This is a genomic window from Bradyrhizobium sp. USDA 4506 (genome assembly GCF_054058795.1).
Genome location: NZ_JBSSBM010000002.1, coordinates 5020972 through 5035648 on the forward strand (window position 1 = coordinate 5020972; position 14677 = coordinate 5035648).

Below are 14677 nucleotides of genomic sequence, written 5' to 3' on the forward strand. Positions count from 1 at the left end.
AACCGGGATTAAGGAACATGAACGTCCAGACCGCCATCCGTGCCGACCGGGCCGAGCTGCTGCGCCAGGCCCGCGAGGAAGCGTATTCGACACCGCTCAAGGACTTTCATCCCGGCGCGCCAAAGCTGTTCCAGAACGACACGCTGTGGCCGTGGTTCGAGCGGCTGCGCCAGGAAGAGCCGGTGCACTACTGCACCAATGCGCCGATCGAGCCGTACTGGTCGGTGGTGAAGTACAACGACATCATGCATGTCGACACCAGCCACGGCAACTTCTCCTCGGACTCCACGCTCGGCGGCATCTCGATCCGCGACGTGCCGCCCGGCTACGACTATCCGAGCTTCATTGCGATGGACCAGCCGAGGCACGCCCATCAGCGCAAGACCGTGTCGCCGATGTTCACGCCCACGCATCTCGACGAGCTGGCAAAGCTGATCCGGCAGCGCTCGGCCAGCGTGCTCGACAATCTGCCGCGCAACGAGACCTTCAACTTCGTCGAGCGCGTCTCGATCGAATTGACCACCCAGATGCTGGCGACGCTGTTCGACTTCCCCTGGGAGGAGCGGCGCAAGCTGACGCGCTGGTCCGACGTCTCCACCGCGCTGCCGAAGAGCGGCGTCGTCAACTCGCCGGAGGAGCGGCGGCAGGAGATGGACGAGTGCTACGCCTATTTCTCGAAGCTCTGGAACGAGCGCGTCAACGCCCCGCCGCGCAACGACCTTTTGTCGATGATGGCGCATAGCGACGCCACGCGGCACATGGACCCCGACAATCTGATGGGCAACATCATCCTGCTCATCGTCGGCGGCAACGACACCACGCGCAACACCATGAGCGGCTCGGTGCTGGCGCTGCACGAGCATCCCGACCAGTTCAGGAAGCTGAAGGAGAATCCCGCACTGATCGACACCATGGTGCCGGAGGTGATCCGCTGGCAGACGCCGCTGGCGCATATGCGGCGCACCGCGCTTCAGGACACCGAGATCGGCGGCAAGACGATCAGGAAGGGCGACCGCGTCGTGATGTGGTACGTCTCCGGCAACCGCGACGACGAGGTGATCGATCGTCCGAACGAGTTCATCATCGACCGCCCGCGGCCGCGCATCCACCTGTCGTTCGGCTTCGGCATCCACCGCTGCGTCGGCATGCGGCTCGCCGAGTTGCAGCTTCGGATCGTCTGGGAAGAGATGCTGAAGCGCTTCGACCGCATCGAGGTGGTCGGCGAGCCGAAGCGGGTCTATTCCAGCTTCGTCCGCGGCATCGAGAACCTGCCGGTGCGGATCCCGGGCTGAAGCCAGATTGTCCTTGGCCACAAAGACGATCGGCCCTATGTCTTCCCGGGCGTGGTGGTTGATGCACCGCGTCTTGCAGCTTGGGCCAGTTGACGGAACATGAACCGAAAAGAGCGGCGTGCCGCCGGGAAGCAACGGGACGCGTCCAGCAAGAACGCACCTGCCTTCGGCTCCACGGGTGTCAGCATTGGCGGCCTCGCCGCTGAGGCCAGCCGCTTCTACGGGATGCGCCGCTTCAACGAAGCGCAGGAGATCTGCCGGCAGATTCTCGCGCGCGAGCCTGGCCATGTGCAGAGCCTGAATCTTCTCGGCCTGATGGCGCAGGCTGCCGGCGATCACCGGGCTGCCGCGAAGATGTTCACGAAAGCGATTGCTGACGACGACGTCAATGCCCCCTGCCATTACAACGCGGGCAATTCCTACCAGGCGCTGGGCAATCGCAGCAAGGCGGCCGCGCATTTCAGCAAGGCGCTGGCGCTCGGCATGGACGCGAAGGCGGTCGGCTTCATCCTGCAGAGCCCGACCGTCACCAGCTATGTCGGGCGGATTGCAAGCAAGTGGCCGCTACCGGTCACGAGCGTCGAATTGTTCGGCAGCGAAGGCGTCGCCCCGCTCGCGAACGACCTGTTCCTGCGCTGCGCGATGGAAACGACGACGCTGGCGAGCATGCAGCTTGAGGTGCTGTTCGGATATGCGCGGGCCGAGCTGTTGCGGCTCGCGAGCAAGCCGGATCAGGATGACGTCGACGACGATATCGTAGCCTTTGCCTGCGCGCTCGCGCGGCAGTGCTTCATCAACGAATATGTCTATGCGCAGAGCGCGGCGGAAAGCGAAGGCGCGGGCGCGCTGCGCGACCGGTTGCTGCAGGACCTGGCATCGGGCGCTGCGATCACGCCGCTCACGCTCGCCGTTGTCGCTACTTACTTCCCGCTTCATGCCTTGCCGACGGCGGACGCGCTGCTGCGCCGGGATTGGCCCGCGGCCGTCGCCGGCCTGTTGCGGGTGCAGCTTCGCGAGCCGCGCGAGGAGATCGAAGAGCGCAGCGCTATTGCAGCGCTCACTCCGATCAGGAACGACATGTCCGTCGAGGTGATGCGCCAATACGAGGAAAATCCCTATCCGCGCTGGACCGTCAACCCGTTGACGGCCTTCGCCGCCGATCGGGCGCGGGGAAGGACCGTCGCAACCGCGGACCAGCGAGCCGAACGGGATATCCTGATCGCGGGTTGCGGCACCGGCTCGCACGCGATCCAGATCGCGCAGGTCTATCCCAACGCCCGCCTGCTTGCCGTCGACATCAGCATGACCAGCCTCGCCTATGCGCGCCGCAAGACGCGGGAGCTCGGCTTGCGCAACATCGAGTATGCGCAGGCGGACATCCTGGAATTGGCCTCGATCGATCGCAGCTTCGACAGCATCGAGTTCGGTCGGCGTGCTGCATCATCTTGCCGACCCCTTGGCCGGCTGGCGCGTGCTGGTCTCGCTGCTGCGGCCGGGCGGCACGATGCGCATCGGGCTCTACAGCGATCTGGCGCGCCGCGTCATCGTCGAGGCCCGCGATCGCATCGCGGCGCGCAATTATCGCGCCACCGCCGACGACATCAGACGCTGCCGGCAGGACATCTTCCGCGAAGCTGACAAATGGAAACCGCTGATCGGCGCCAAGGATTTCTACAGCATGAGCGGCTGCCGCGATCTGCTGTTCAACGTCATGGAACACCGCCTGACGATTCCGGAGATCGCGGCATTCCTCAGTGAACACGGCCTGACGTTTGGAGGATTCGAGCCGTTTGACGACCCGGCGGTGCTCGACCGATTCCGCAAGAAGTTTCCCGGCGCGGCCGACGAGACCAATCTCGATCAGTGGCACCGCTTCGAGGTCGATCATCCCGAGACGTTCTGGGACATGTACGTGTTCATGGCGGGCAAGAGCGCGCGCTGACGGCAAGCTGCTGGAGCGTGAGGAGATGAGGTCAAATAGCGGCCGCGATGGCACCGCGCTCCCTCTCCCCGTTCTTACGGGGAGAGGGTTGGGGTGAGGGGCACTCTCCGCATAAGCGGTGATAGCTGTGTTTGCGGAAACTCCCCCTCACCCGGAACGCATCTAGCGATGCGTTCCGACCTCTCCCCGCACGCGGGGCGAGGTGAGCGGAGTTGGCCGCTCGATTCAGAGTAACCTCTCTAGCGCGCGTGCTGGCCCTTGCTGGTCGGCAACGGGCAATTGGTGCAGACCCGGTCGTCGCACATCCGGCAGATCGTGAAGCGATCCATCTCGGATGTGTCCTGCCTTGCCAGCAGCTCGCGGATCAGCGTTGCAAGCTGCTTCCTCTCAGCCGATGACAGCACGTCCAGCAGCGACGTCACGGCTGAAATCCGCGACGCCAGCAGTTCATTCCGGGACGCAGCGCCCGATGCCGTCAGGTGCAAGGCGACTTCGCGGCCGTCCTTGCCCGCCCGGCGTTCGACAAGCCGATCCGAAACCAGCCGATCGACCAGGCGGACCGTTCCGGAGTGCGACAGGCCAAGGATCCGCCTCAGCTTGTCGTTGGTCATGCCCTGACCATAGCCGATGACGATGAGCGCCGCGGGCGTTTCGCCGCCGCGACCGACGACCTCGCGCGCGCCTTGCTCGATACGATCCATGACAGCGAGCGACAGCGCGCCCAGCAGATTAGCGATTCCGTGTTCCATGCCGGGAATAATATGTGCACTGCGCACAAAAAACAACTTGACCATATATGTGCGCTACGCACATATTCCGGGAGCGCAACGACGACACAAATGGAGAGCAGCGATGACGACCCGAAGCACCGCACTGGCAACGCGTGACGCCGCCGGCAGCGAACCCGCCCTGAAATACGTGCAGGCCAACGGCGTGCGATTTGCCTATCTCGAACAAGGCAGCGGACCGCTCGTCATGTTCATGCATGGCTTTCCCGACAACGCCTGGTCGTACCGAAAGCAGCTGCAGGTGTTCGCGGATGCCGGCTATCGCGCGGTCGCGCCGTTCCTGCGCGGCTATGCGCCGACCGAGATTCCGGCCGACGGCATCTTCGATCCGATCGCGCTGGGCCAGGATCTCGAAGCGTTGATCGCGGCGCTGAGCGACGACGGACGGGCCTACGTCGTCGGCATGGATTGGGGCGGTACGTCAACCTTCCAGGCACTGGGCACGGCGCCGTCGGCGATCAAGGCCGCGGTGGTCATGAACACCGCGCACCCGATCACAATCCCAAGCCTCCGGAGCGATCCCGATGCCGTTCGATCGGTTTTCCATGTCTATTTCTTCACGGTGCCTGGCGCTCACTCGGCGGTCAACATCGAGGGACTTCCCTTCGTCGACTACCTTTGGAAGCTGTGGTCGCCGACCCTGCAGAACGACGAGCATCTCCGCTCGGTCAAGGAGACGCTCAGCTCTCCCGGCACCATGAAGGCGGCGCTGAAATACTACAATGGCCTGGTCGATGCGGGAGTTGCGGGCCGGCTGCCGATCAACGACATGCATACACCGACGCTGACAATCTATGGCGGCAACGATCCGACGGCGCGGTATTCGATCAAGGAAGAGCCGCTCTTCAAGGGACCACATCGGCGCATCGTCCTGCCCGATGTCGGACACTTCCCGCATCTCGAGCGCGAGGCCGAGGTCACAGGTCTGATCATGGACTGGTTCACCACCCACGCCGACAACTAAACGCCCGCGCGCGAGCAGCGGCCGCGTCAGTCGAGATCTTTCAATTTCCCTGAGAAGGAGTGCGCGCAATGGACGCCACGACACAGCAGCACTACGCCGAAGCGTTTCACCGACTTCACAAGCAGGGCGATCCGCTTGTCCTGTTCAACGCCTGGGACGTCGCCACCGCCAAGGCGATCGCGAAGGCCTCACCGGCAGTGGCGACCAGCAGCGGCGCGGTCGCATCCGCACTCGGCTACGCCGACGGCGAAAATGCCCCGCTCGACATCGTGGAAGGCTTGGTCTCGCGGATGACCGCGTCGGTGCCGGTTCCGGTGTCGATCGATCTGGAGGCGGGATATGGCGACACGCCGGATGCCGCCGCGCATTCGGCGGCAAGGATCCTGAAGGCCGGCGCGATCGGCATCAACATCGAGGACGGGCTTGTTGGCGGAAAGCGGCAGCTCGTCGCTCCGGACCAGCATGCCGCGAAGATCAGGGCGGTGCGGGACGCCGCGCAAAAACTCGGCGTTCACCTCTTCATCAATGCGCGAACCGATCCGTTTCTGCTGAAGTTCGGCTCGCCGGAGCAATGTCTGGATGAGGCGGCAAGGCGCGCGGAAGCTTATGCCGATGCGGGCGCCGACGGAATTTTTGTGCCGGGGCTCACCGACCTTGCACTGATCGCGAGGCTCGTTCAGCTCACGCCGCTGCCGGTCAACATCATGGTAACGCAAGGTGTGCCCGAAATCGGGGAGCTCGCCCGCGCCGGTGTTCGCAGGGTGAGCCTTGGGCCGTGGCCGATGATGGCGGCAATGCGTGTCATCGGACAGGCGGCCGCCGCGGTCGCCACGAGCAAGCAATACGGCGCGTTTCTACAGCCCGGCAGTTGAGCACGTGAGCGCACGCGATGTCACGGTCCGGCCGGACCGTTCAGCCCGTGCCGGCCGGACTACCAGGTTCATGAACGAGTCACTCGATCACTTCGTCTGCGCCGCTGACGACTGAAGCAGAGAACTCGTGGCCAAGCAGTTTGGCGGTCTTCAGGTTGATGACGAACTCGACCTTGGTGACCAGCTGAACCGGAAGATCGGCAGGCTTCTCACCCTTCAGAACCCGGCCGGCGTAGACGCCCGCGCGTCGATGCGACTGCACGAAATCTCCGCCATAGCTCATCAAGCCTCCGGCTGTCGGGAAATCCCGGGTCTGCGTGATTGCGGGAACACGATACTTCAGTGCGAGATCGGCCAATCGCCGGCTGCGAAATGCAAAATAGGGATCGGAGGTGAAAACAAGCGCGTTTGTCGAATCTCTCTCTACGGAAGCGAATACGGCTTCGAACTCCTCCTCCTTGCTTGCCCTCGATATCTGCAGATGGACCCCTAAAGTTTCGGCAGCGGCCTGAAGCCTCTGCAGTTGCGAGCTGGCGGTTGGACTTGTCGGGTTGGTCACGACCCCCAACGTTTTCGCCGCCGGCAGAAGTTCGTGCATCAACTCGAGCCGCTTCGGCGACACGTCGACGCTCAGGCTCGAGATTCCCGTGATGTTGCCTCCCGGCCGCGACAGGCTGTCCACCACACCCAGCTGAACGGGGTCGCCGCCCATCTCGAAGACGATTGTCTTGGTGACGCCGGCAGCCTTGGCGGCGAGCGCGACGGGCGCGCCGCCGGGCGCAACCACCACATCGACGTCGCGCGCGATCAATTCGCCGGCCAGTGCAGGTAACCGGGCATATTGCCCATTGGCCCATCGATATTCGATCGCAACGTCGCGGCCCTCGACAAAGCCGGCTTCACGAAGTCCCTGGTGGAAAGCCTTCAGCCGGCTGCCAAACAACTCCGGCGATTCCGGACAAAGATAGCCGATCACAGGCATCGACGGCTTCTGCGCCCGCGAGGATGTGGTCCAGGCCGCGGCGGTGGCCATCAACAACAGGACCTCACGCCGGCTGCCGCGTCCGTGGGATGTGGCTGCACGAGAGTGAGCGCAACTCATGCTCTATCGACCCGCTGGCGTTCGCCGTCGGCGGAAGTATATCCCACGATCCGAAGCCAGTCGCCAATGGACTGCACCGAACCGCTCCGGTCGGCATCTGCCAACGCACATCAAAAAGATATTCCGAACACCGGAATGGCGTCATCGAAGCCCTTGATTTGCCGACTCCCGATATCCTCGAGGGAGCGCTTGCCTCTGACGCTTGCGGCGGTCCCTGCGTCCATCAGGATTTCCCGATCTGCGGCAGATGCGCACAGGCGGGCGGCGAGATTCACGACACTGCCGATGGCCGTGTAATCGAGCCGGTCTTCGTAGCCGATCCGCCCAACCGTCGCCGATCCACTGGCAAGCCCTATTCCAAAGCCAACCTGGTAGCCCCGCGACCGCCAGCCGCCGATCAAGCCTTGCACGCGCTTCTGCATTTCGGTCGCAAGGTCGACAGCTCTCAGCGCCGGCTCCTCGACCGGCACGGGTGCGTTCACCAGCACCATCAACCCGTCTCCCGAGAAGCTGATGAGGGTTGCTTCGAAGCGCGCAATGACCCTGCCCAGAACCTCATAATATTCGGACAGCACGCTCATGACTTCCTCGGGAGCGACGCCTGCGGAAAACGCGGTGAATCCGCGCAAGTCACAGAACACAACGACGACATCGGTGCGGCGGCCATCAAGCACGCTGTCATCGCCGGCACGATCGACGAGATCGGCGACTTGAGGCGCGAGAAACCGCTTGAGCTTCGCGATCCGCTCCTGGTGCTGCTGCGCCAGCGCGAGCTCGCCCGCCATCCTGTTGAAGCTGCTTGCCAGACGCTGAAATTCGTCCCCGGTCTGGATCGAAATGCGGTGCTCGAACGATCCGGCGCCGATCCGCTCCGTCCCCTCCTCGAGCAGCCTGATCGGCTCGGTCATCCGGTGCGCGAATGCATAGGCGAGCAACCCTGCAAATACGGTGCTGCCTGCGAGAAGCACTGTGGTCCGTCGCAACGCGGCATAGATCGGGGCGTAAGCCTCGGAGAGCGGCTGCGCCACCACGACGGTCCAATCGGGACCTGTTACAGGAGCCGCGCTGGCAGCAACCGGACGTCCCTGTCCGTCGCGGCCCGTTGCAAAGCCCGCTCCCGGGCCGATCGCGTCGCGTATGGTGCGAAACGGCTGGGAGGTTGTTTCTTCCAGCCCGCGGAGGACGAGGCTGATGTCGGGATGGGCAATGAGACGGCCCGGCCGGTCCAGCACGAAAGCGAGGCCGGTCTCTCCCACCTTGATCGCCGATACGACATCCCAGATCAGCTTGAGATTGACTTCGGCGATGACTGCGCCGACCGCGGATCGGTTACCCACGAGCGCAATGGTCAAATACGGCTCCGAGCCTCTGTTGTAGCTGACATCGCTGAACCAAACCTGGCGCGCGTGGGCGCCGACCAGCGCAGGTTCAGCCGATCGGTCGATACGACTTTCAATTCGATTGAGGCCGACCCGTGAGACGTAGAGACGCTCCAACCCATTGTTGTCGATGAGTGTCAGGCTGACGACGGCCGGCGCTTGACGAAACAGACGCAACGCATCGGTTCGGCGTCCCTCATCGACCTCGTCGGTCCAGGGAAGCTGGACCAGCCAGCCGAGCTGGCTTGCAATGTCGGAGATGAAGTTATGAATTTCAGCGGCCGCGGAAGCCGCCTGAACACCGAGCAACTGGTCCAGCCTTGCGCGCTGATCGCGGTAACCGAACCAGGCTTCGATCGACCCGTTGATCACGAGCGGAAGCGCGACGGCCAGGAACAGTGCGAGAAAATACTTTGGGAAGAGGCCGCGAAACCGATCTCGGACAATCATGCCCTGATCCCTGAAAATGCGACGGATATATCGATATGCGAAATGAAGCCTTGAAAATGAAGCCCGGCGCTGCCGCCAACCGGCATCTTCTAGCATAGAGCGTCGTTTTAGCCCGTAATGGGGCTGTCGTTCGACCCGACCAAAGGACGCAGCCAGCTCCGGCCGCCATTTCGCTTGCGTCGGCCCTGCGAAACCCTGGCCCTATAAAATTCCGGCATAGCTGGGCGAGCCAGATGCGAAGAGAATAAACCCCTGACCTGGCTTAAAGCCAGCGGTGTGAGGACGCGCCAATGCGCGTCCCTTGTATTGACGCGTTTTTCTTCGCGAACCGGTACCCGGTTCGTTCGAAAACGCTACCGCCGAGGCCATGATGGACCAGATTGCCGTTCACCAGGACAGCGCGACCAGCCGGAACTGGCCGGTTGCGATCTACCGCACGCTGAAGAGCTTTGGCGTGGCACAGGTGTCCTACGTTCCCGATGCGGGACATTCCAAGCTGATCAAGCTGTCGCACGCCGATGCCGACATCAAGACCACGGTGCTGACGACAGAGGAAGAGGGCGTGGCGCTTTCGGCCGGCGCCTGGCTCGGCGGCGATCGCGCGGTGCTGTTGATGCAATCGAGCGGCGTCGGCAATTGCGTCAACATGCTGTCGCTGATGGCGAGCTGCCGTTTCCCGCTGCTCACCTTGGTGACGATGCGCGGCGAATGGGCCGAGTTCAATCCCTGGCAGATCCCGATGGGCCGGGCGACGCCGCAGGCGTTCGAGATCATGGGCACCACCGTGCTGCGGCTGGAGAACCCTGACGATGCCGAGGAGGTGATCTCGGCCGCCGCCTCGCTCGCCTATGACGGCGACCAGCAGGTCGCGGTGCTGATCTCGCAGCGGATGATCGGCCGCAAGAAGTGGACCAGGGAGACGCACTGATGTCGGCATCAACAGGTACTCTCGATCGCCGCGCCGCCGTGAAGGCGCTGCTCGCCGACCGCGGCGAGCTGCTCGTGATCTCCGGGCTCGGCTCCTCCTCCTACGACGTGTTCGACGCCTGCGAGCATCCCGGCAATTTCTATCTGTGGGGCGCGATGGGCGGCGCGGCGATGGTCGGGCTCGGCCTCGCGCTGGCGCAACCGAAGCGCCCCGTGCTCGTGATCACCGGCGACGGCGAGCAGCTGATGGGGATCGGCAGCCTGCTGACGATCGCGACCAAGCAGCCCGGCAATCTCTCGATCGCGGTGCTCGACAACGGCCATTTCGGCGAGACCGGCATGCAGCCGAGTCACTCCGGCCTCGGCGCCAGGCTCGAAGTGATTGCGAGCGGCGCAGGCATCGGCAATGTCTGTGAGATCGCCGACATGGCCGGCATCGAGAATTTCCGCACCAGCCTGCGCGATCTCGGCGGCGGTCCGCGGCTGGCGCGCATTCGCATCGCCGCCGGCGAGGTCGAGCGCGCGCTGCCGCCGCGCGACGGCACCTATTTGAAGAACCGCTTCCGCGGCCATCTCGGCTTCAAGGTGAGCTGAGAGCAGAATGCGTGCGACCCCGTCATTGCGAGCGAAGCGAAGCAATCCATCGCGCAGCATTCGCGGACGGATGGATTGCTTCGTCGCTATCGCTCCTCGCAATGACGGAACTCAGGCGAGCTGGATATCCCAGAGCCCCTCGGCGCGCAGTGCGGCGACCTCGTCGCGCAACAGCTTCGCGATCAGCGTCATCGCGTTGGAGCCGGGATGCTCGACCGGCGAGGCCAGGGTCAGCTCGCGTCGCGGCGCCGGCCGCGCGATGGCGGCGGTCTCGAGCCGGCCCTCCGCCACCTCGGCGCGGACCGAGGACGGCGGCAGCAAGGTATATCCGAGCCCCTCCTCGACCAGGCTGGTCAGTACGCGAAACGAATCCGCCTCGAGCTTGACGTCGAGATCGATCTTCTTCTTCGCCGCGGCATGTTCGAGCAGCGCACGGAGGCCGTGCGAGTGACTCGGCAGCACCAGGCGCTGGCGCATCAGCCAGCCGAAGTCGACTTGCTTCTTCGGCTTCAGCCCGCTGCCGCGCGGGCCGACCGCGACGATGCTGTCGCGGCCGAGGCTCTGCACCGCCAGATGCAGATCGACCGACGGGCCATAGATCACGGCAAGGTCCATCTCGCCGCGATGCAGCCACTCGATCAGATGGCCGCTGTAGCTCTCGACGATGCAGAGCGAGATGCCGGGATAGCGCTCCACCGTGCGCCGCGCCAGCCGCGCCGACAGCACGCAGCTCACCGTCGGCACCAGCCCGAGCACGACGCGCCCGGACGGCGCGCCGCCGGCGGACTGGATGTCGTCGCGGATCTGGTCGATCTGCCGCACGATACCGCTGGTGCGCGCCAGCAGCAGCCGGCCGGCATCGGTCAGCACCATGCCGCGGCCGTTGCGCGTGAACAATTCGGTGCGCAGCTCGTGTTCCAGCAGCTTGATCTGCCGGCTCAGCGCCGGCTGCGCGACCCGCAGGGTATCGGATGCCTTGCTCAGGCTCCCGAGTTCCGCGACGCACGCAAAGGTCCTAAGCTGGCGGAAATCCATACTTGCCAATCCTGGAAGGCAGGTTCATACGCTATAACAAAACAGCATAGGGAGTTTACCGGGGCCCCACAACAGCGGGCGTTTTCTTCACGCGAACCGATTTCCACTTCGCTCGAAAACGCTCTGGCGCAACCTCTCGGCAAGACGAAACAATGACCGCACACGAACAACACACCGACGACCATTCCGACATCCGCGACGCCGTGGCAAAGCTCTGCGCGCAGTTTCCAGGCGAATACTGGCGCAAGCTCGATCGCCAGATGGCCTATCCGAAGGAATTCGTCGATGCGCTGACGGAGGCCGGCTATCTCTCGGTGCTGATCCCCGAGGAATATGGCGGCGCCGGCCTGAAGCTGTCGGCGGCGGCGGCGATCCTGGAAGAGATCCAGCGCGCCGGCTGCAATGGCGGCGGTTGCCACGCCCAGATGTACACGATGGGCACCGTGCTGCGGCACGGCAACGACGCGCAAAAGGCGAAGTATCTGCCGAAGGTCGCGACCGGCGAATTGCGGCTGCAGGCGTTCGGCGTCACCGAGCCGACCAGCGGCACCGACACGTCGTCGCTAAAAACCTTCGCGCGCCGCGAGGGCGACCATTACGTCGTCAACGGCCAGAAGATCTGGACCAGCCGCGCCGAATATTCCGACCTGATGGTCCTGCTGGCGCGCACCACGCCGAAGGAGCAGTCGAAGAAGCGCACCGACGGTCTCTCGGTATTCATCGTCGACATGCGCGAGGTGAAGGGCAAGGGGCTGGAGATCCGCCCGATCCGCACCATGATGAACCACGCCACGACCGAAGTGTTCTTCACCGACATGAAGGTGCCGGCGGAGAATCTGATCGGCGAGGAAGGCAAGGGTTTCCGCTACATCCTGTCCGGCATGAATGCCGAGCGCATCCTGATCGCGGCCGAATGCGTCGGTGACGCCAAGTGGTTCATCGCCAAGGCCACCAACTACGCCAAGGAGCGCAGCGTGTTCGGGCGGCCGATCGGCCAGAACCAGGGAATCCAGTTCCCGGTCGCCAAGGCCTACGCTTCGATGCGCGCGGCCGAATTGATGGTGAAGGAAGCCACCCGCAAATATGAAGCCGGTCTCGACTGCGGGGCCGAGGCCAACATGGCCAAGATGCTGGCGGCGGATGCGTCCTGGGAAGCGGCCAATGCCTGCGTGCAGACCCATGGCGGCTTCGGCTTCGCCGAGGAATACGATGTCGAGCGCAAGTTCCGCGAGACCCGGCTCTATCAGGTGGCGCCGATCTCGACCAACCTGATCCTGTCCTACGTCGCCGAGCATGTGCTCGGCATGCCCCGCTCCTACTGAGTTGCTTGATCATGCTGCCGCTTGAGGGATTGACCGTCATCGCCGTCGAACAGGCGGTTGCCGCGCCGTTCTGCTCGTCACGCCTCGCCGACGCCGGCGCCCATGTCATCAAGATCGAGCGGCCCGAGGGCGATTTCGCCCGCGGCTACGACGCCGCGGCGAAGGGCCAGAGCAGCTATTTCGTCTGGCTGAACCGCGGCAAGGATTCCGCCGTGGTCGACCTCGCCACCAAGGAAGGCCGCGCGCAGCTGGAAGAGCTGATCGCCGGTGCCGACGTGCTGCTGCAGAACCTCAAACCGGGCTCGATGGACAAGCTCGGCTTCTCGCGCGAGCGGCTGCGCAAGGATTATCCGAAGCTGATCATGTGCACGATCACGGGCTATGGCGACACCGGGCCGTACGCCGACCGCAAGGCCTATGACCTCCTGATCCAGGCCGAGAGCGGCCTTGCCTCGATCACCGGCGGCCCCGAGGGCGCCTCGCGCGTCGGCATGTCGATCGTCGACGTCGCGACCGGCGCCACTGCGCATGCCGCGATCCTCGAGGCGCTGATCGGTCGCGGTCGCACCGGAGACGGCGCCGACATCCGGATCTCGATGTTCGACGTGATGGCCGACTGGCTCACCGTGCCGCTGCTCAATGCCGAGGACGGCAAGTCGCCGAAGCGGATCGGCCTCGCCCATCCCTCGATCGCGCCCTATGGCGTGTTCCGCTCGAAGGACGGCAAGGAGATCCTGATCTCGATCCAGAGCGAGCGCGAGTGGAAGACGCTCTGCGCCAAGGTGCTGGGCCAGCCCGGCCTGCCTGACGATCCGCGCTTTGCCAATATGGTCGAGCGCGTGCGCAACCGCGCCGTTACCGACCAGATCGTCAGCGACAGCTTCGGCAAGCTGACGCGCGAGGAGTTGCTGGCGAAGCTTGCCGAGGCCGACATTGCCTTTGCCGAGGTCAACAGCATGGACGACCTCGCGAAACATCCGCATCTGCGCCGCGTCGAGGTCGACACGCCGAACGGCAAGGTCAGCTATCCGGCGCCGGCCGCGATCGTGGTCGGCGAGGACAGGCACTACGGCAAGGTGCCCGCGATCGGCGAGCGCACCAGACGTTCCTGAAATCCCTCCTGCCCGGGCAACACCATCATGAGCGACAAACTCGACCTCGATCATCTCCGCCAGTGGATTGGCAAGACCACGGAGGCCTCCGACGTCGTCACCAAATATCTCGTGATGGGGCTGCGCGCGACGCTGTTCCAGGAGATCGGCGAGCCGAAGGCCGGTGACGCCGCGCCGTGGACCACGCATTGGTGCCTGGCGCAGCCGGTGTTTCCGATGTCGCAGCTCGGCCCCGACGGCCACCCGACCCGCGGCGGCTTCCTGCCGCCGGTGCCGCTGCCGCGCCGGATGTGGGCCGGCGGCGAGCTCGAATTCTTCGACAGCTTGCGCATCGGCGATGAGGCCAAACGCACCTCGAAGATCGTCGACGTCACGGTCAAATCGGGCTCGACCGGCACGCTGTGCTTCGTCTCGGTCAATCACGAGGTGACGACCTCGCGCGGGCTTGCGGTGCGCGAGCGGCAGGACATCGTCTATCGCGAGATGACGAGCACGCAAGGCGCAGCGCCCGCCAAGGCGCCGCCGCCTCCCCCGGTCGCGCAGCATCGCGAAAGCCACGTCTCCGACCCGGTGCTCTTGTTCCGCTACTCGGCGCTGACTTTCAACGGCCATCGCATTCATTACGACCGCGACTACGTCACCAAGGTCGAGGGCTATCCGGGCCTGATCTTCCACGGCCCGCTGCAGGCTTCCTTCATCGTCGAGTTCGCCGCCAAGCTGCGCGGCGGCAAGCCGCCGAAGAAGCTCGCCTATCGCGGCGTGCAGCCGCTGTTCGAGGGCAGCGAGTTCTCGATCAATGCCAGCGACAAGGACGGCGGCATGGAGCTGTGGACCGCGAATGCCGAGGGCCAGCCGACCATGAAGGGCACGGCGACCTGGTAACGCGCGAGCACGACGC

14 protein-coding genes are annotated in these 14677 nt (G+C 64.4%); 10 read left to right on the top strand and 4 right to left on the bottom strand.

The features are described from left to right. Window positions 1-17 precede the first annotated feature (17 nt). The 3 genes from ACVIHF_RS26010 (at window position 18) to ACVIHF_RS26020 (ending at window position 3234) form a co-directional block, all read left to right on the top strand. A complete protein-coding gene (locus ACVIHF_RS26010) occupies window positions 18-1292 on the top strand; it encodes a cytochrome P450 (protein WP_456792748.1) in 1275 nt (424 codons plus the stop codon). Window positions 1293-1391: 99 nt separating this feature from the next. Continuing rightward, window positions 1392-2930 carry a methyltransferase domain-containing protein gene (locus ACVIHF_RS26015; protein ID WP_456792749.1) on the top strand — a complete coding sequence of 513 codons (1539 nt, stop codon included), beginning with the start codon at window positions 1392-1394 and terminating at the stop codon, window positions 2928-2930. Between the two features lie 40 nt (window positions 2931-2970). Next, on the top strand, window positions 2971-3234 hold the full coding sequence (locus tag ACVIHF_RS26020; RefSeq protein ID WP_456792750.1) for a hypothetical protein: 264 nt from the start codon (window positions 2971-2973) through the stop codon (window positions 3232-3234). A 239-nt stretch (window positions 3235-3473) separates the two neighbouring features. Here the strand turns inward: ACVIHF_RS26020 and ACVIHF_RS26025 are convergent, their stop codons facing one another. Next, window positions 3474-3983, bottom strand: coding sequence for a MarR family winged helix-turn-helix transcriptional regulator (locus ACVIHF_RS26025; protein WP_456792751.1), 510 nt, complete (start codon window positions 3981-3983; stop codon window positions 3474-3476). Between the two features lie 103 nt (window positions 3984-4086). Between ACVIHF_RS26025 and ACVIHF_RS26030 the strand changes: the two genes are divergently transcribed. Beyond that, a complete protein-coding gene (locus ACVIHF_RS26030; RefSeq protein ID WP_456792752.1) occupies window positions 4087-4986 on the top strand; it encodes an alpha/beta fold hydrolase in 900 nt (299 codons plus the stop codon). Between the two features lie 68 nt (window positions 4987-5054). Beyond that, complete coding sequence (locus ACVIHF_RS26035) at window positions 5055-5858, top strand: isocitrate lyase/PEP mutase family protein (RefSeq protein WP_456792753.1); 804 nt, start codon at window positions 5055-5057, stop codon at window positions 5856-5858. Between the two features lie 79 nt (window positions 5859-5937). On the opposite strand, the gene ACVIHF_RS26040 is transcribed toward ACVIHF_RS26035, so the two are convergent. Both ACVIHF_RS26040 and ACVIHF_RS26045 read right to left on the bottom strand, forming a co-directional pair. Beyond that, window positions 5938-6891: an ABC transporter substrate-binding protein gene (locus ACVIHF_RS26040; RefSeq protein ID WP_456794122.1), complete on the bottom strand. Its 954-nt coding sequence runs from the start codon at window positions 6889-6891 to the stop codon at window positions 5938-5940. A 179-nt stretch (window positions 6892-7070) separates the two neighbouring features. Beyond that, a complete protein-coding gene (locus tag ACVIHF_RS26045) occupies window positions 7071-8789 on the bottom strand; it encodes an adenylate/guanylate cyclase domain-containing protein (protein WP_456794123.1) in 1719 nt (572 codons plus the stop codon). A 367-nt stretch (window positions 8790-9156) separates the two neighbouring features. Between ACVIHF_RS26045 and ACVIHF_RS26050 the strand changes: the two genes are divergently transcribed. Continuing rightward, on the top strand, window positions 9157-9717 hold the full coding sequence (locus ACVIHF_RS26050) for a phosphonopyruvate decarboxylase (protein ID WP_456792754.1): 561 nt from the start codon (window positions 9157-9159) through the stop codon (window positions 9715-9717). Further along, window positions 9717-10310 (top strand): thiamine pyrophosphate-dependent enzyme, encoded by a 594-nt coding sequence (locus ACVIHF_RS26055; RefSeq protein ID WP_456792755.1) that lies wholly within the window; start codon window positions 9717-9719, stop codon window positions 10308-10310. Before ACVIHF_RS26050 ends, ACVIHF_RS26055 begins: the two co-directional genes overlap by 1 nt. A gap of 111 nt (window positions 10311-10421) precedes the next feature. On the opposite strand, the gene ACVIHF_RS26060 is transcribed toward ACVIHF_RS26055, so the two are convergent. Further along, a complete protein-coding gene (locus ACVIHF_RS26060) occupies window positions 10422-11345 on the bottom strand; it encodes a LysR substrate-binding domain-containing protein (RefSeq protein ID WP_028334965.1) in 924 nt (307 codons plus the stop codon). Window positions 11346-11497: 152 nt separating this feature from the next. Here ACVIHF_RS26060 and ACVIHF_RS26065 point away from each other — a divergent pair, with 152 nt between their 5' ends. Genes ACVIHF_RS26065 through ACVIHF_RS26075 form a run of 3 tightly spaced genes read left to right on the top strand, consistent with a single transcriptional unit; the run spans window position 11498 to window position 14661 of the window. After that, complete coding sequence (locus ACVIHF_RS26065) at window positions 11498-12667, top strand: acyl-CoA dehydrogenase family protein (protein ID WP_057019287.1); 1170 nt, start codon at window positions 11498-11500, stop codon at window positions 12665-12667. A gap of 11 nt (window positions 12668-12678) precedes the next feature. Further along, on the top strand, window positions 12679-13779 hold the full coding sequence (locus tag ACVIHF_RS26070; protein ID WP_057019286.1) for a CaiB/BaiF CoA transferase family protein: 1101 nt from the start codon (window positions 12679-12681) through the stop codon (window positions 13777-13779). 27 nt (window positions 13780-13806) lie between these two features. After that, window positions 13807-14661, top strand: coding sequence for an FAS1-like dehydratase domain-containing protein (locus tag ACVIHF_RS26075; protein ID WP_157347131.1), 855 nt, complete (start codon window positions 13807-13809; stop codon window positions 14659-14661). Window positions 14662-14677 lie beyond the last annotated feature (16 nt).